Source organism: Xenorhabdus aichiensis (genome assembly GCF_028598775.1).
Classification (GTDB): domain Bacteria; phylum Pseudomonadota; class Gammaproteobacteria; order Enterobacterales; family Enterobacteriaceae; genus Xenorhabdus; species Xenorhabdus bovienii.
Genome location: NZ_JAQRFO010000039.1, coordinates 25,411 through 43,227 on the forward strand (window position 1 = coordinate 25,411; position 17,817 = coordinate 43,227).

General features: G+C 44.7%; 15 protein-coding genes and 1 tRNA gene. 13 read left to right on the forward strand and 3 right to left on the reverse strand.

Annotated elements, in window-relative coordinates:
- Window positions 1–47 precede the first annotated feature (47 nt).
- Both gcvP and PSI22_RS15740 read left to right on the forward strand, forming a co-directional pair.
- Window positions 48–2,924 carry an aminomethyl-transferring glycine dehydrogenase gene (gene gcvP / locus PSI22_RS15735; RefSeq protein WP_273580568.1) on the forward strand — a complete coding sequence of 959 codons (2,877 nt, stop codon included), beginning with the start codon at window positions 48–50 and terminating at the stop codon, window positions 2,922–2,924.
- A 553-nt stretch (window positions 2,925–3,477) separates the two neighbouring features.
- Entirely contained in the window at window positions 3,478–4,986 is a 1,509-nt protein-coding gene (locus PSI22_RS15740; RefSeq protein WP_273580569.1) for an MFS transporter, read from the forward strand.
- Window positions 4,987–5,114: 128 nt separating this feature from the next.
- On the opposite strand, the gene PSI22_RS15745 is transcribed toward PSI22_RS15740, so the two are convergent.
- Both PSI22_RS15745 and ygfZ read right to left on the reverse strand, forming a co-directional pair.
- Window positions 5,115–5,723, reverse strand: a complete 609-nt coding sequence (locus PSI22_RS15745) for an HD domain-containing protein (protein WP_273580570.1) — start codon at window positions 5,721–5,723, stop codon at window positions 5,115–5,117.
- Between the two features lie 15 nt (window positions 5,724–5,738).
- Entirely contained in the window at window positions 5,739–6,749 is a 1,011-nt protein-coding gene (ygfZ, locus tag PSI22_RS15750) for a tRNA-modifying protein YgfZ (protein WP_273580571.1), read from the reverse strand.
- A gap of 322 nt (window positions 6,750–7,071) precedes the next feature.
- On the opposite strand from ygfZ, the gene sdhE reads away from it, so the two are divergent.
- Together sdhE and PSI22_RS15760 are read left to right on the forward strand one after the other, a co-directional pair.
- Window positions 7,072–7,338 (forward strand): FAD assembly factor SdhE, encoded by a 267-nt coding sequence (gene sdhE, locus PSI22_RS15755; RefSeq protein WP_273580572.1) that lies wholly within the window; start codon window positions 7,072–7,074, stop codon window positions 7,336–7,338.
- Window positions 7,319–7,744, forward strand: coding sequence for a protein YgfX (locus PSI22_RS15760; RefSeq protein WP_273580573.1), 426 nt, complete (start codon window positions 7,319–7,321; stop codon window positions 7,742–7,744). Before sdhE ends, PSI22_RS15760 begins: the two co-directional genes overlap by 20 nt.
- A 5-nt stretch (window positions 7,745–7,749) precedes the next feature.
- Here PSI22_RS15760 and fldB read toward each other — a convergent pair whose 3' ends face one another.
- Entirely contained in the window at window positions 7,750–8,268 is a 519-nt protein-coding gene (fldB, locus tag PSI22_RS15765; protein ID WP_273580574.1) for a flavodoxin FldB, read from the reverse strand.
- A 142-nt stretch (window positions 8,269–8,410) separates the two neighbouring features.
- Between fldB and xerD the strand changes: the two genes are divergently transcribed.
- The 9 genes from xerD to PSI22_RS15810 all read left to right on the forward strand — a co-directional run bounded on the left by xerD (window position 8,411) and on the right by PSI22_RS15810 (window position 17,728).
- The gene (xerD, locus tag PSI22_RS15770) at window positions 8,411–9,331 is read left to right on the forward strand and encodes a site-specific tyrosine recombinase XerD (protein ID WP_273580583.1); all 921 of its coding nucleotides are present in this window, start codon (window positions 8,411–8,413) and stop codon (window positions 9,329–9,331) included.
- 32 nt (window positions 9,332–9,363) lie between these two features.
- Window positions 9,364–10,065 carry a bifunctional protein-disulfide isomerase/oxidoreductase DsbC gene (gene dsbC / locus PSI22_RS15775; protein ID WP_273580575.1) on the forward strand — a complete coding sequence of 234 codons (702 nt, stop codon included), beginning with the start codon at window positions 9,364–9,366 and terminating at the stop codon, window positions 10,063–10,065.
- A gap of 36 nt (window positions 10,066–10,101) precedes the next feature.
- Window positions 10,102–11,835 (forward strand): single-stranded-DNA-specific exonuclease RecJ, encoded by a 1,734-nt coding sequence (gene recJ, locus PSI22_RS15780; RefSeq protein ID WP_273580576.1) that lies wholly within the window; start codon window positions 10,102–10,104, stop codon window positions 11,833–11,835.
- 157 nt (window positions 11,836–11,992) lie between these two features.
- A protein-coding gene (gene prfB, locus PSI22_RS15785; protein WP_273580577.1) for a peptide chain release factor 2 occupies window positions 11,993–13,091 on the forward strand; the annotation gives its coding sequence in 2 pieces (ribosomal slippage) (window positions 11,993–12,067 and window positions 12,069–13,091; 1,098 coding nt in all).
- Between the two features lie 9 nt (window positions 13,092–13,100).
- The gene (gene lysS / locus PSI22_RS15790) at window positions 13,101–14,615 is read left to right on the forward strand and encodes a lysine--tRNA ligase (protein ID WP_273580578.1); all 1,515 of its coding nucleotides are present in this window, start codon (window positions 13,101–13,103) and stop codon (window positions 14,613–14,615) included.
- Window positions 14,616–14,785: 170 nt separating this feature from the next.
- Window positions 14,786–14,859: transfer RNA gene (locus PSI22_RS15795), tRNA-Gly, on the forward strand.
- A gap of 186 nt (window positions 14,860–15,045) precedes the next feature.
- Window positions 15,046–16,260 carry a tyrosine-type recombinase/integrase gene (locus PSI22_RS15800; protein WP_273580579.1) on the forward strand — a complete coding sequence of 405 codons (1,215 nt, stop codon included), beginning with the start codon at window positions 15,046–15,048 and terminating at the stop codon, window positions 16,258–16,260.
- 143 nt (window positions 16,261–16,403) lie between these two features.
- Window positions 16,404–17,126: a hypothetical protein gene (locus tag PSI22_RS15805; protein WP_273580580.1), complete on the forward strand. Its 723-nt coding sequence runs from the start codon at window positions 16,404–16,406 to the stop codon at window positions 17,124–17,126.
- A gap of 386 nt (window positions 17,127–17,512) precedes the next feature.
- Window positions 17,513–17,728, forward strand: a complete 216-nt coding sequence (locus PSI22_RS15810; RefSeq protein WP_273580581.1) for a helix-turn-helix transcriptional regulator — start codon at window positions 17,513–17,515, stop codon at window positions 17,726–17,728.
- Window positions 17,729–17,817 lie beyond the last annotated feature (89 nt).

Consider the following 17,817-nt stretch of genomic DNA (forward strand, 5'->3'; position numbering starts at 1 on the left):
GTTTTTTATGTGTGCCGTTTTTAGCTAGTTTCAGGAAATTATCATCAATGACCCAGACACTAATCCAACTTGAAAATCAAGGTGAATTCACTCGTCGCCACATTGGTTCTTCTGCTGAACAGCAAAAAGAGATGCTGGCGACAGTTGGTGCAAATTCTCTTGACGATCTGACGAATAAAATCGTTCCTCGTGATATCGCATTGTCAGAGCCGCCTGCTGTAGGCGAAGGCGCGACAGAACAACAGGCACTGGCTGAACTGAAAGTGATGGCCAGCCAGAATAAGCGTTATCAATCTTATATCGGCATGGGATACGCGCCATCGGTACTCCCTCCGGTTATTCTGCGTAATTTGCTGGAGAACCCAGGCTGGTACACGGCATATACCCCGTATCAGCCAGAAGTTTCTCAAGGCCGTCTTGAAGCCTTACTAAACTTCCAGCAAGTTACTATTGATCTAACCGGATTGGATCTTGCTTCTGCCTCATTACTGGATGAAGCTACGGCAGCGGCTGAAGCTATGGCGATGGCAAAACGGGTTAGCAAATTAAAAGGCGCAGAGCGTTTCTTTGTGGCGGATGATATTCATCCACAGACGCTGGACGTTGTTCGTACCCGTGCGGAAACCTTTGGATTTGACGTCATTGTTGATAAAGCTGAAAAAGTTCTGGAACTGGAAGGCGTCTTCGGTGTCCTGCTACAACAGGTTGGCACAACGGGTGAAGTTCATGATTACAGTGCCTTGATTGCGAAGCTGAAAGAGAAAAAAATCATTGTCAGTGTCGCGGCGGATTTTATGGCACTGGTCATGTTGACTGCACCGGGTAAACAAGGCGCTGACATAGTATTTGGTGCAGCACAGCGTTTTGGTGTCCCGATGGGATACGGCGGCCCACATGCTGCATTCTTTGCCTGCCGTGATGAATTCAAGCGTTCCATGCCGGGTCGCATTATTGGCGTTTCCCGTGACGCGGCGGGTAACCGCGCTCTGCGGATGGCCATGCAAACCCGTGAACAGCATATCCGTCGCGAAAAAGCGAACTCCAATATCTGTACCTCGCAAGTTCTGCTGGCTAATATTGCTGGCATGTACGCGGTTTACCACGGTGCTGAAGGTTTGAAGAGAATCGCTGGCCGTATTCACCGATTGACCGACATTCTGGCCGCCGGCCTGCAAAAAGCGGGCATAACACTGCGTCACAAAACATGGTTTGATACGCTGACCGTTGAAGTTGCAGATAAAACACAGGTGCTGGCACGAGCGGAGAAAGCGCAAATTAACCTACGTACTGATATTCTTGGTGCGATTGGTGTGGCATTGAGTGAAAAAACCAGCCGCGACGATTTGCAGACGCTGTTCCAAGTCCTGACTGGCTCTGATGCTATGCTGGATATCGATACGCTTGATAGTGAAATGTCGGCAGGCAGCCAATCTATTCCGGCTTCAATGCTGCGCAATGATGACATCCTGACGCATGACAACTTCCGCCGTTATCACAGCGAAACCGACATGATGCGCTACATGCACAGTCTGGAGCGTAAAGATCTGGCATTGAATCAGGCGATGATCCCGCTGGGGTCATGTACCATGAAACTGAATGCGGCGGCTGAAATCATGCCGATCACATGGCCTGAATTCACGGATATGCACCCTTTTTGTCCACCAGAGCAGGCGCAGGGTTATCACCAACTGATCAGCCAACTCTCCCATTGGCTAGTATTGCTGACCGGCTACGACGCAGTTTGTATGCAGCCAAACTCCGGTGCTCAGGGAGAATATGCTGGTTTACTCGCCATTCGTCGCTATTACGCCAGTCGTGGAGAACAGCATCGCCATATTTGCTTGATTCCAAGCTCTGCTCACGGCACAAACCCTGCTTCCGCGCATATGGCGGGTATGACAGTGGTGGTGGTGAATTGTGACAAAGAAGGTAATATCGATCTGACAGATTTACGCGAAAAAGCGGAAAAACATCGTGATGAACTGGCCTGCATCATGGTGACCTACCCATCGACTCACGGTGTGTATGAAGAAACCATCCGTCAGATTTGCGACATCATTCACCAGAATGGTGGTCAGGTTTACCTTGATGGTGCCAACATGAACGCCCAAGTCGGTATTACCACGCCGGGCTTTATTGGTGCTGACGTTTCCCACCTGAACCTGCATAAAACCTTTTGTATCCCACACGGTGGCGGTGGTCCGGGCATGGGGCCGATTGGTGTGAAAAAACACCTTGCACCTTTTGTACCGGGGCATTCCGTGGTGGAAATGGACACAGTAACCACATTGGGCGCAGTATCAGCCGCACCATTTGGCAGTGCTTCCATTTTGCCCATTAGCTGGATGTATATCCGCATGATGGGAGCAAAAGGACTGAAACAAGCCAGTCAAGTTGCGATTCTGAATGCGAACTACATCGCAGCTCGCCTGAAAGGGGCTTATGAAACCCTCTATACCGGACGTGATGGTTACGTTGCCCACGAATGTATTTTGGATATTCGCCCATTGAAAGACGAATTTGGCATCAGTGAAATGGATATCGCCAAGCGTTTAGTTGATTACGGTTTCCATGCCCCAACCATGTCATTCCCCGTAGCGGGAACCTTGATGGTTGAGCCGACGGAATCCGAAAGCAAAGTCGAAATCGATCGCTTTATTGACGCAATGCTGGCAATTCGCGAAGAAATCAGCAAAGTGGCAAAAGGGGAGTGGCCGCTGGAAGACAACCCACTGGTAAATGCGCCACATGTTCAGACAGAGCTGGTTTCTGACTGGGAACACGCATACAGCCGTGAAATAGCCGTATTCCCAACAGCAGAAACCAAAGCCAATAAATACTGGCCAACGGTTAAACGTCTCGACGATGTATATGGTGACCGCAATTTACATTGCTCCTGTGCACCGATTGACGATTATCGTTAATCTCGGTTAACAAAAAAGACGAAAGCAGTGTTGAGGAGGATGCCTCACACTGCTTTTTCAGGAAGATTATCCATCTTCATTCAATATATGGTGGTTTTCTCGTGATGGAAGATCGCTATTTTTGAGTCAGTTGATTATTTTGAAAACTTCAATATCATTAATCTTGAAAATGTAATTGAGTTGTAAAGATGTACCATTAAAACAAATAGCTTGAAACCAACAAAGGATGACAACTATTTTGAATATCACCACTATGACGATGATTCGTCTTTCACAAGCGTTTCTCTCTCAAAAAACCTCAACAATGATGCCCGTTTGGATGAAATTTTATTTCTTCTATAGTTAGAAAAACACTTCAATCCTAAACATAATTGTTTGTGTTGTTATTAATAACGCTCAATTATCGTTTAATGTCGCATAAATTCTTCATTATTTTTCATTAAATAATTTTCCGAAAATTCAAAAATAAAGTGAAACAACGGCCTCATATACGTGCGGCTAAATGTTGGCACATCTTTTCAATACTTCAGTTATAACGGGAGAAGTTAAGGTTATGTCATTAAATAGAGTCGTGAGTACTCATAAACGAGCAGAATTTCGTACTTGGTTTGGATTATTGATCTTAATGTTACCGGTTTTATTGGTCACGGTGGACAATACTATTTTGGGATTTGCCTTGCCAAAAATTGCCAGGGCTTTGGAACCGAGTGCAAATCAGCAATTATGGATCATTGATGCTTATTCATTGGTACTGGCAGGATTGTTGGTGTCTATGGGAAGTATCGGTGATCGTGTTGGTCACCGTCTGCTATTGCTATCCGGATCATTGGGATTCACCATTGTTTCAGTTATGACGGCATTATCTTCCTCGTCAGAACAATTAATTGTCGGGCGTGCAGTCCTTGGTTTTTTTGGTGCAATGTTGATGCCTTCAACACTGGCTTTGATCAGCCATCTTTTTACAGATCGTGAACAGCGCCGATTAGCTATCGCTATTTGGGCGACTACTCTCACCGTTGGATCGGCACTTGGCCCTGTTATAGGCGGTGTTTTATTGCAGTATTTTAACTGGCAAGCCATTTTTCTATTAGCCGTGCCTGTATTGGTGCCTTTGTTGGTTTTTGCACCTGTTTTGTTGCCTGAATCGGACAAAAAGCAGATAGGAGTCATTGATGGTTATAGTGTCTTGTTATCCATTATTGCAATGGCTGGCATTGTGTATGCGATTAAACATTTTGCCAGTGATGGGTTTGAGGTCAGTGTTATTGTGGAGTTTGCGATTGGTCTTATCGCCGGAACGTTATTTATACGTAGACAGCAGAGTCTGCAAATACCGCTGATGGATATTTCCTTGTTCCGTAATGGTGCATTTACTGGTTCGATCATAGTCAATTTATTGAGTCTCGGGTTACTGATTGGCTTTGTCTTTTTTGCCACTCAGTATCTGCAAATTGTGCTTAATATGAAACCGCTTGCCGCCAGTCTTGCACTGGTTCCCGGACAAATTATGGCAATTGTTTTCGGCATGGTGATCGTACCGATTGCCCAGAGAGTGCCTTCCCACTGGCTTGTACCTCTTTTATTGGCTTTGGCGGGAGCCGCATTTTTATTGATTGCCTGTGTTGGCAGTAACCTGACTTCAATCGTGATTGCTTTCGCATTATTGAGTATTGGCGTCGGTGCGATAGCTTCTGTTTCCAATGATCTGGTGCTTTCAGCTGTACCTTCTTCCAAGGCAGGTGCCGCCTCAGCAATCAGCGAAACGGCCTATGAAGTTGGTGTTGTATTCGGTACAACCATTCTGGGTGGATTGGTAACGGCGTTTTATCGTTTAAATTTGCAATTGCCGAAAAGTATTTCTCAGGAACAAGCCGGTTTGGCTTTGGAAACGTTAGCTGGGGCGTATGTGATAGCGGCTTCATTAATTGAAACGGAAGGCAGGCAATTGATGGATGCCGCAGCGCATTCCTTCACCAGCGCCATTCATATTACTAGCTGGCTGACAGTGGTATTGGCAGGATGTGTAGTCTTGATGGCATCATATCTTCTGAGAAAACTGTAGAAAATTTGCAGTAAGAAACGTTGTTGTCTGACACATAAATATGTTTAAGGCTGACAGAGTAAATGATTCCCTGCATCTGACAGCCTGCTTATTCAAGGAGAAGGCGTACCTGACGTCATTTTTTACAGTTACGCTTTCAACCAACCTTTCTCTTTCGCGGCTTCCAATTGTGGTAGCAGATATTGCCACAGCTCAGGGTAAGCCTCAGAAATAAAATGAAGCAGATTGAAAACCTGTTCAAAGTGGATACCATTCTCAACCCAGCTTTGGCCATCGTTATGCAGGTTCATGAGTACCGGCATGACCCTGTCGAGCGTTTTGGCAAAAATTGCTTCAGGTGTTTCAGAATCTTCGTATTCATTCCACAGCGCCAGAAAATAATCTCTCTGCGCTTCCGGCAGTAAACCAAAAATACGATGGGCGGCCTCAACTTCATGTTCATGGATTGCTTCACGGGCAGCCAAATCGAATGCGATAACATCTCCTGCATCGATTTCGACAATATCGTGGATCAGCGCCATCTGCACAACGTGGCCAATATTCATTTCTCCTACATAAGGCGCAAAACTCATGACAGCGAGGGCGAAATGCCAGCTATGTTCAGCCGAATTCTCATGACGCTGATTGTTCAGCAATTTAGTTTTGCGATGAACCGATTTTAACTTATCCAGCTCCATAATAAATGCGATGACATTAGTAAATGGGCCGAAATCAACAGGAGGTACAGCTAATGGCATAAAAAACCTCAAATATTATTTTTCTTCATCTAATGAATAAGGAAGCGATTGAATGGTAAGAGAACTTCCTTCATCTTCACGGATACGGAAAATACTGTCAGCAGCCATATCATTGTTCATGACAACTTGCACCCAGATTGAACCATCAGCGAGTCTGACCGCAGTCAGAACTGAACCCGTTCTGCGCCATTTATCACCCAGTTGCCACTCCAGATCGTCTCCGGCGACGGGAAGAGAAGAAGCCGTGCCAGCCAGCCAGTACATTGCTCGTTTATTAGCACCGCGGTATTTGGCACGAGCCACCATCTCCTGACCGGTATAACAGCCTTTCTTGAAGCTGATACTGCCCTCAAGAGCCTGAATATTTGTCGCTTGTGGAATGAACTGAGCGCTGCTGGCTGAGTCAATGACCGGTAAGCCTGCTTCAATCTCCAGTGCCAACCACTGCTGACTGTCGCTCAATTGCGCCTGAAATTTCTCTGCTAACGTTTCCGCTAACTGGGCTGCGGTAGCCTGATCGGTGACTAAAAGGAAACGTTCTGTGGGGAGGGAGAAGTGGAGAAGGGTGGTTGTTTCGTGTTGAATAACGGTTGTTTCGGCATCGGGCAGGGTGGGAAACATTTCTGCCAGCGCGTTCCTGCTTTCCGCTCCGGCAATACCAAGCAGGATGCTTTCTTCATCTTTAGCAAAGGTCACTTTGGAAAACACAGCATACTTTTTCAATTCAGTTAGCTGGGGATCCAATACTGTGCGACGTTCAATATAGGCAAAACCTTCGCCACGGTGAAACAGCCGCAGGTTACTCCACATCTTTCCTTTGGCATCACAATGTGCGCTCAACACATGTTTTTGGTTGAGCGAGGCGATATCTGATGTGACTTGGCCTTGCAGATACTTTTCCGCATCTGCGCCTGTTACGCTTATCATCCCCCAATCATTAAGGGAAATTAAAGTCAGGGGAAGTGCTGCTGAAGGAGATGGGAGTTGTGCAGAAATTTGAGCAGAAAATAGAATTTGGTCAGCCATAACAGCTCCTGCCAGTAAACTATCTGAGAAATAAGGCTAATGGTAAAAGAGATGGGGCTTAATGCAAAGGAGTTATTCTTGTTATTTACTGACTGGCCGTTAAAGGTGATTTGTTGCGATGCTCTTCGCATATTATCGATATATCTTGATTCAGTTGTCACGAATGATGAAAAGCAGTCCAGAATCGTTGATAATTCCCTTTGACTGTGAAATTTTGCAACCGTGAGCATTTCTGAAACGACGGGTAACTTGTTAATCTTTCGCGACATCTGCATTGCCGTTTCAATGGCACGAATGAAAATAATCAAGAGGCTTTTTAAACATGGATATTGACAATAAAGCGCGTATTCACTGGGCATGTCGTCGTGGAATGCGTGAACTGGATATTTCTATCATGCCGTTTTTTGAATATGAATATGACTCATTGAATGATGATGATAAGCGGCTTTTCGTTCGTTTGTTGGAGTGTGCAGATCCTGATCTTTTTAACTGGCTCATGAATCATGGCCGTCCAGAAGATGATGAGCTGTTCCGCATGGTGCAATTGATTCAGATCAGAAACCAAGCCCGTGGCCCTGTGGCACTGTGAACTGAAGGTATCCCGTCATAGCTGCCTGTTTTCTTCAGGTGTGCATGGCGTAATTATGCTTGCCGCGTTATTGGCCCCGTGGCCTGCTAACGGCTTTTATTTCTGGTTTCCACTACTTGTCATCATTATGGCGAGTTGGGTGTGGAGTCAGACAAACATTAGACGGTGTCAGGGAAGGCTGGCGCTGTTCAGTGGACAGAAAATGCATTGGCAAAAAGCGGCGTGGAAACTCACTAGGCCACCGTGGTTAAGCCGCTATGGTATGGTGATCACACTTCACGCCTTTGACAAAACAGAAAATATCCGCCATCGGTTGTTAATTCGGTTATGGGTGGCATCAGACAGTATGCCACCAAAGATGTGGCGTCATTTGAACCAGCTTATGCGTCAGTATCCTGATATATAGCGGGATTAAAACAGCGCTTCCATTTCTGCCAATATCTGCATACACCATTCGCTCAAACGTTCATCAGTTTGCTCGAATTGGTTTACATCATCTAGAGCCAGACCGACAAATTGTTTGCCATCTTCGGTCAGTGGTTTGGGGCTGGTGAATTCATAACCTTCTGTTGGCCAAAAACCAACAAATTGCGCACCCGCAGGCAGCAAATGGTGATACAGCATTCCCAACGAATCCAGAAACCATTCACTATAGTCGATCTGATCCCCCATGCCATACATGGCAACGATTTTTCCCGCCAGATCCAATGATGGAAGCTGATCCCAGATAGCCAGCCAATCTTCCTGTAATTCACCGAAATCCCAAGTAGGAATGCCGAGAATCAGGACAGAATAACCTTCCATCAATTGGGGATCACAATCTTTGACATTATGCAGATCGATCAGATCTTCGCCGAGTATATCGCGTATTTTTTCTGCTACCATTTCTGTATAGCATGTACTGGAGCCGTAAAAGAGACCAATTTTCATCATTATTTACCAGGACATTTCGAATATCAGGGGCTGCATTGTAACAGAAGAATTGCTTTTTCAGGCATAATAGCCGATCGGAAGTCGCAGAGATAAAGGAGGGCTTGTGCCAAAAAAACACGATTTATCAGAAAACTATTCATTGCAAGATAAGTCATCGGAACAGACCCCATCGGCTAATCCCCTGATAGAGCAATTTCTGGATACCATCTGGCTGGAAAAGGATTTGGCTGAAAATACGCTATCTTCTTATCGGCTGGATTTACAAGCCCTAGATAGTTGGCTGGTATATGGTGGTCATGATTTACTTTCTGTGGAATCTATTGAGCTACAATTATTTTTGGCTGAACGGGTAGATGGCGGTTATAAAGCTAGTAGTTCAGCCCGCTTGCTGAGTGCAATGCGGCGGTTGTTTCAGTATCTTTATCGTGAAAAAATGCGTTTGGATGATCCAACAGCACTTTTATCTGCCCCTAAGTTGCCTAAACGTTTACCCAAAGATTTAAGCGAAAAACAAGTTGAGGATTTGCTTAATGCTCCCTTGATTGACCAACCGATTGAACTGCGAGATAAAGCCATGTTTGAAGTGCTTTATGCCTGCGGATTGCGGGTGTCTGAGTTGGTTGGGCTGACATTATCGGATGTGAGCTTACGTCAGGGTGTGGTTAGGGTAGTGGGTAAGGGAAACAAGGAAAGATTGGTTCCTTTGGGAGAAGAAGCGCTTTACTGGTTGGAAAAATACCTAGAGTATGGGCGTCCGTGGTTATTAAATGGTTCGGTATCTGACGTTTTCTTCCCCAGCAAAAGGGGAACGCAGATGACCCGCCAGACTTTCTGGCATCGGATCAAACATTATGCCGTACTGTCTGGCATTGATACCGAACGCTTATCACCCCATGTTTTGCGTCATGCTTTTGCAACGCATTTACTCAACCATGGTGCAGACTTACGCGTTGTGCAGATGCTGCTGGGTCACAGTGATCTCTCCACGACTCAAATTTATACTCATGTGGCGACTGAACGTCTTAAAGCGCTGCATCAACAACATCATCCTCGTGGATAACTGTGAAAAAAATGGAAATAAAGGAACAAAAGATGAAGAAGCTAGCGTTTTGTTTTTCCTTATTATTGACGGCCTTTGCCAGCAATGTATTTGCTAATGACAGTGCGGTTCATAACTCATTGGCAAAAATGGGACTTAAAGCCGAAAGTATCACGCCATCACAACTGTCCGGCGTGAGCACGGCTTTGACAGATCAGGGTATTATTCATATCTCCAATGATGGTAAGTATTTGTTCCAAGCCCAAGTTTACGATATTAGTGGCAAAGTACCAAAGAATGTTACCAATCAGGTTCTGGTGAAAAAACTGGATGCGTTGAAAAATCAAATGATTGTTTACAAGGCACCAAAAGAGAAACATGTCGTGACTGTTTTTACTGATATTACCTGTGGTTATTGCCGCAAGTTGCATGAAGAAATGAAAGAGTATAACGATCTGGGGATTACCATCCGTTATTTGGCATTTCCTCGTCAGAGTCTGCAACATCAATCAGCCAAAGATATGCAATCCATCTGGTGCAGTGCAACACCTAATAAAGCGTTGGATGCCGCTTTCAAAGGGGATAACATTTCTCCGATCAAGAGTTGTAAAAATGATATAGCGAAACAATACCAGTTAGGCTTGCAGTTTGGTGTTCAGGGAACACCTGCGATTGTACTTCAGGATGGCAGCGTGCTTGGTGGTTTTATGCCGCCAAAAGCGCTGAAAGAAGCTCTGGAACAAAATGGTGAATAATTCGTCAATGACTCAAATTCAGTGAAGCAACCCCCAGTGAATATAGAAACACAACTCCGCCGCCGCCCGGTGGCGGATGACAGTCATCTTCCCAATAGTATTCATCCATTATTGCGTCGTTTATACGCTATGCGGGGTATTCGTCAGGCTGATGAACTGGAACGTGGAGCCAAAGGGCTACTCAATTATCAATCTCTCAATGGCATTGAACAGGCTGTTTCCTTGCTGATAACAGCATTGCACGACCATTGGCGCATTGTCATTGTCGGTGATTTCGATACAGATGGGGCAACCAGTACAGCATTGTGTATCCGTGCCTTGCGGGCGATGGGCTATCGCAATCTTGATTATCTTGTGCCAAATCGTTTTGAAGACGGTTATGGCTTAAGTGTTCAGGTTGTTAATGAAGTCGTCAAAAAAGGTGCTGATCTGATCATTACTGTGGACAATGGCATCTCTTCCCACGAGGGAGTGGCAGCGGCACATCAGCATAGCATCAAAGTGCTTGTCACCGATCATCATTTGCCCGGAGAGACATTGCCAGCCGCAGATGCCATTATCAACCCTAATCTGCATGACTGTAATTTCCCTTCTAAAGCGTTGGCTGGTGTGGGGGTGGCATTTTACCTGATGTCGGCACTCAGGGCGGAATTACGTAAAATAGCGTGGTTTGAGCAGCAGGGTATTCCGCTGCCCAATCTGGCGGAACTGCTTGATCTGGTGGCACTCGGAACCGTGGCAGACGTGGTTCCTCTTGATACCAATAACCGTATTTTTGTGTATCAAGGATTGAACCGCATTCGTGCTGGTCGCTGTTGCGTGGGAATTCGGGCGCTGCTTGAAATTTCCAAACGGGAATCAACTAGGCTGGCTGCCAGTGATTTGGGTTTTTCGCTTGGGCCACGATTGAACGCAGCCGGGCGGCTGGATGATATGTCCGTTGGTGTGGCTTTACTGTTGACGGATGATATGGTGCAAGCTCGTCAGATAGCCTGTGAACTTGATGGACTGAACCAAACCCGTCGTGAAATTGAGCTGGGGATGCAGCAGGAAGCCTTGCAGATTTGCGATCAATTCGAACGTACCCATACTCAACTACCTTACGGATTGGTCATTTATCATCCTGAGTGGCATCAGGGTGTAGTGGGTATCCTAGCCTCACGTATAAAAGAACGCTTCCACCGCCCGGTCATTGCTTTTGCTCCCGCAGGCGATGGTACATTAAAAGGATCAGGCCGTTCAGTGAACGGATTGCACATGCGTGATGCGCTTGAGCGCCTCGATACCCTGCATCCGAGCTTGATATTGAAATTTGGCGGCCATGCTATGGCTGCGGGCTTGTCAATTGAGCAGGATAAATTTGATCTGTTTCAGCGCCATTTCTCTGCGTTGATGGCAGATTGGCTGGATATCTCCCAGCTTGAGGGGGTGGTCTGGAGTGATGGTGAACTGGCCTTAGGGGAGTTATCGCTGGAAATTGCGGAAATTCTGCGGGAAGGTGGTCCGTGGGGGCAGGCATTTGCCGAACCGATATTTGATGGCAAATTCAAACTGCTGCAACAGCGGATTGTTGGCGAAAAACATCTGAAAGTCATGCTTGAGCCATTAAACGGTGGGCCGATGTTGGATGGCATTGCGTTTAATATCGATACTCATCGCTGGCCGGATAACAGCGTCAAAACAGTGGAATTGGCCTATAAACTGGATATCAACGAATTTCGCGGTAATCGCGATGTCCAACTTTTGATCCAGCATATCTGGCCTTACTGAATTGGCCTGAATGGTATGATCAGCTATTAAAACTTTGCCACATGACCAAAAGTGATTGTGTGGCAAATCTCCAGAAATGCTATAAACCGTTTGACGGATCCGTTAGAATACGCGGTTCGAAAATATCCATGCGACCACTACGTATAAGACACAAAATATGTTTGAAATTAACCCGGTAAAAAACCACATTCAGGACCTGTCTGAACGGACAGAAGTTCTGAGGGGGTATCTTTGACTATGATGCCAAGAAAGAACGTTTAGAAGAAGTCAATGCTGAACTGGAACAGTCTGATGTCTGGAATGAGCCGGAGCGGGCACAGGCATTAGGTAAAGAGCGTTCATCACTGGAAAACATCGTAGAAACGATTGAACAGCTTGATCAGGGTCTGGAAGATGTGAACGGCCTGCTGGAACTGGCTTTAGAAGCTGATGATGAAGAGACTTTCAATGAGGCCGTAGCTGAGTTGGAACAGTTGGAAGAAAAACTCGGTCAACTTGAATTCCGCCGCATGTTCTCAGGTCAATATGACAGCGCAAACTGCTATCTGGATCTACAGGCTGGCTCTGGTGGTACAGAAGCACAGGACTGGGCCAGTATGTTGATGCGTATGTATCTGCGCTGGGCAGAATCCAAAGGTTTCAAAACTGAAATTATTGAAGAGTCTGATGGTGACGTTGCTGGCTTGAAATCTGCAACCATTAAAATCATCGGTGAATATGCTTACGGTTGGTTGCGTACAGAAACTGGTGTGCATCGTTTGGTACGTAAAAGCCCGTTTGACTCAGGTGGACGTCGTCATACCTCATTCAGCTCTGCTTTTATTTACCCAGAAGTGGATGATGATATTGATATCGAAATCAACCCGGCTGATTTGCGTATCGATGTATACCGTGCTTCCGGTGCAGGCGGTCAGCACGTTAACAAAACCGAATCTGCGGTGCGTATCACCCACATACCGACTGGCCTTGTAACCCAGTGTCAGAATGATCGTTCTCAGCATAAAAACAAAGACCAGGCGATGAAACAGTTGAAAGCCAAACTGTACGAACTGGAAATGCAGAAGAAAAATGCTGATAAGCAGTTGATGGAAGAGAACAAATCGGATATCGGTTGGGGCAGTCAGATCCGCTCTTACGTTTTGGATGATTCCCGCATTAAAGATTTGCGTACTGGCATTGAAACTCGCAATACGCAGTCTGTGCTGGATGGAGATTTGGACAAATTCATTGAAGCCAGCTTAAAAGCCGGCCTATGAGGAACTAAAATGTCACAACAACAGCAGGGAGCTGAACAGGCTCCTGATTTAAATAATGAACTGAAAACTCGCCGTGAGAAACTGGCTGCACTGCGCGGCAACGGTATCGCATTCCCAAATGATTTTCGTCGTGAAAACATTTCTGAAGATCTGCATGCAAAATATGATGACAAGACTCAGGAAGAACTGGAAGCGCTGAACATTGAAGTGACCGTCGCAGGCCGTATGATGACTCGTCGTATCATGGGCAAGGCATCCTTTGCGACCTTGCAGGACGTGGGTGGGCGTATTCAGGTTTACGTTTCCCGTGATGACCTGCCGGAAGGTATTTATAACGAACAGTTCAAAAAATGGGATTTGGGTGACATTTTAGGTGCTCGTGGTAAATTGTTTAAAACCAAAACGGGTGAACTTTCCATTCACTGTACTGAACTGCGCTTGCTGACCAAAGCACTGCGTCCGCTGCCGGATAAATTCCACGGCTTGGCGGATCAGGAAATGCGCTACCGTCAGCGTTATCTGGATCTGATCTCGAATGACGAATCACGTAAGACATTCCAGATCCGTTCCCGCATCATGGCTGGATTGCGTAACTTCATGGTCAAAAAAGACTTCATGGAAGTTGAAACCCCAATGATGCAGGCGATCCCAGGCGGAGCGAGTGCGCGCCCATTTACTACGCACCACAACGCGCTGGACATCGATATGTACCTGCGCATTGCACCGGAACTGTATCTGAAACGTCTGGTCGTGGGTGGTTTTGAGCGCGTTTTCGAAATTAACCGTAACTTCCGTAACGAAGGTATTTCTCCGCGTCATAACCCAGAGTTCACCATGATGGAACTCTACATGGCTTATGCAGATTACCAAGATCTGATCGTACTGACCGAAGAACTGTTCCGTACTCTGACTCAGGAAGTGTTGGGTACTACGTTGGTGAAATACGGTGAACAAGAATTCGATTTCGGTAAGCCTTTCACCAAAATGACCATGAAAGAAGCGATTTGCAAATATCGCCCAGAAACCAACATCGCGGATCTGGATGATATGGATAAAGCTGTTGTTATCGCTAAGTCTCTTGGTATTGATATTGAAAAAAGCTGGGGCTTGGGTCGTATTCAGTGCGAAATCTTTGAAGAAACCGCTGAAAGCCACCTGATTCAACCGACTTTCATTACTGAATACCCAGCAGAAGTTTCTCCGCTGGCACGCCGTAATGATGACAACCCATTCATTACAGACCGTTTTGAATTCTTCATCGGTGGCCGTGAAATTGGTAACGGTTTCTCCGAGCTGAACGATGCAGAAGATCAGGCAGAACGTTTTGCAGAGCAAGTTCGTCATAAAGACGAAGGTGACGACGAAGCGATGTTCTACGATGATGACTACGTTACTGCACTGGAACACGGTTTGCCACCAACGGCAGGCTTGGGGATTGGTATCGACCGTATGGTTATGCTGTTCACGGATAGCCATACCATTCGTGACGTGATCCTGTTCCCAGCAATGCGCCCGAATAAATAATCATTTCTGATTAAAATCGACAAACGCCTTGTCCGGCTAACCTGACAGGGCGTTTTTTTATACTGATAAGACATACTGAAACAACTGACTGAAATATAGACAAAATTCAACAATAATCACTTGCTGAGATTCAACAGCAGGTATATATTTGACGGCATCATTTCGATGATGCGAGTGTAGTTCAATGGCAGAACGAGAGCTTCCCAAGCTCTATACGAGGGTTCGATTCCCTTCACTCGCTCCAAATAAACATCTCCCGCAGTCAATGAAAGTCTACTAATCCCAGTAAAATCAAAGAAAAATCCAAAATTACACTCTATTATCGTCTACTGATATCTATTGCAATATACCCCAATCAGGGGGTATATATGGGGGTATATTTTTGTACCCCCTAAAAAAGTACCCCCATAGTTGCGAGGATGCTAGACATATGAAACTAACAGCCCGGCAGATTGAAACAGCAAAACCCCAAGATAAAGATTTTAAACTATCGGATGGTGGTGGTATGTATCTGTTGATAAAGGTTAATGGCTCTAAATATTGGAGACTGAAATACCGTATCGCAGGAAAAGAAAAGCTGCTTGCTATTGGTACCTTTCCGCTCATCTCTTTGGCAGAAGCCAGAAAGAAACGCGATGAAGCCAAGAGATTAATAGCTGAGGGTATTGATCCCAATCAAGATAAAAAACAAAAGAAACTTACAGCTCAGGGAGAAATTAATAATACCTTCGAAAACATAACTCGTGAATGGTATTCGAAGCGTGTTGATAGATGGTCTTTTTCTTATGCAGAAGAAATGATGGAAACATTTGAAAAAGATGTTTTCCCCTACATAGGCAGCAGACCGATTGTTGAAATTAAGCCTATGGAATTAATGGCAGTCTTATCTCGGATAAATGATCGAGGGGCAACAGAGAAATTAAGGAAAGTGCGCCAACGCTGCGGAGAAGTGTGGAAATATGCAATTATTACTGGTAGGGCTGAATATAATCCAGCGCCTGATTTAGCATCCGCATTTATCACACCTAAGAAAACACATTACGCGTTCTTAATGGCTAATGAGCTGACTGAGTTCTTTAAGGCTTTAAACGCTTATACAGGTAGTTTTATGGTGAAAATGGGGATGAGATTGCAAATGATAACAGGCGTTCGTCCCGGTGAGTTACGCAAGGCTGAATGGTCAGAAATTGATTTCCAGAAATCCCAGTGGGAAATTCCTGCCGAAAAAATGAAAATGCGTCGTCCTCATATTGTTCCATTATCACAGCAGGCTGTTGATATTTTAGAGCAGATGAAACCAATTACAGGCCAAGGAAAATATCTTTTTCCCGGCAGAATAAATCAATCGCAGCCGATGAGTGAAATGGCATTAAGTGTATTAATCAGGCGCATTGGTTATGCAGGCCGTGTAACAGGCCACGGTTTCCGCCACACCATGAGCACTATCTTACATGAACAAGGCTATAACTCTGCTTGGATTGAAACACAGCTTGCTCACGTTGATAAGAACAGCATTCGAGGAACCTACAATCACGCCCAGTATTTAGATGGTCGTAGGGAAATGCTGCAATGGTATGCCGACTATATGGACGCACTTGAACGGGGCGAAAATGTGGTACATGGCAAATTTGGGAAGCGTGCTTAACTGGATAAATAGACAGCCATAATTGTCTTTAGTAGACTATCCTCGACGTTAAAGAATAAAGCTATGCCTAGGGTCGCTCCCGAAAATCCGTACACCTCTACGGACTGGCATAACTCCTACCAATAGAGGGCGTGAGGTGGCGTATGTCCGAGGATTTTTCACCGTTACTAGGTAACATTCCTATTTATCCGATTGAGGGTTTATCCAATATCGCTTTTAGTGCAAGGCATCATTTAAAAGAAAATAAAAGAACAGATGAACAAATAATATTTATTCAAAAATTAATATTTGAACTTATAGATATTTATTTTCAAGATGAAAGGAATAAAGCAATAGAGGAGTTAGAAAACCAGAAAGTACAAGAGTTAAAATACACATCGCATAGTGAATATCTTGGATATTATGACGATTACTACCCTGATCTATATCCTTTCGCAGAAGAAGGTAATAGATATGGATCTTATTTGGTTTTTATAGGTGATGATAGTGATTTGGAAATTCCAACGTATGAAAATACGAACGAGATAGGTGCTCTTTACGAAATACTAGACTGGATGCCTGATAATGAATCGGAAGAAGGCTTTGTAGATGCTGAACCTAGTGAATACTTTGCAGCTTTAACTCTTTCATTAGTTGGTGATATCGTATATTTCATTGATAAATACAAAGTGGATTCATCAACTCGTCTTTTTTCTGCAATAGGTACAATAGGTGATGTATTGTTGAAATCAGCCAAGGCATTAAGCTGTATGCATGAATTAATAGCTGAAAAAAAACATGAGGAAAAATTGTCATCAATTTTAGAAGAAATGGATGGATTGAAAAATAAACTTGATGACTTAATGGGAAAGGAAAAAAAGCGATAATAAAGAAGAAGGAAAATATAAACAAGGCTGTTAATAGCCGACATGAAAAAAATAGGGAAGCTAAAAAAATGGTATGGGATGATTGGATTATAAATAGAAACAACTATAGTTCATCAGTGAAAGCGGCCGAATATTATTCTGAATGGCTGCAAGAGCATGGCTTTTTTTATTCTCTTGTGACAATTCGGAACTGGATTTTTCTTTGTGCAAAGGAGAACAGCATTAAGCTATGATACTCCTCTATAATAGAGAGTACCTTGTACGTCGTAGAGGATACCCTTTGCATAATAACAGTATGAATTTAATATTTTTTTTGTGTTTTAATACCCTCTGTAATCAAACAACGTCCATTACAACATCTTAAGGACTAGATAACAGGGGGCTACATGCCAGCAATCACACCAATTAAAGAAAATCTTATCCGCTTACCCGAAGTTCAGCGCAGAACTGGCTACGGTAAGGCATGGATCTACAAACTCATTGCAGGGAATAAATTCCCGAAACAAGTCAAAATTGGCACTCGCTCAGTCGCTTTTATTGAGTCAGAAATTGATGACTGGATATCACAGCGTATCGCTGAATCACGCAGTGAGGTGATGTAATGAAAAGCTTTATATTCCCGCCAACAGTAGAGAACGTAAATAACCCCTACAGCCGAAAATCGAATTAATTAAGACAGGGTAAAACTATG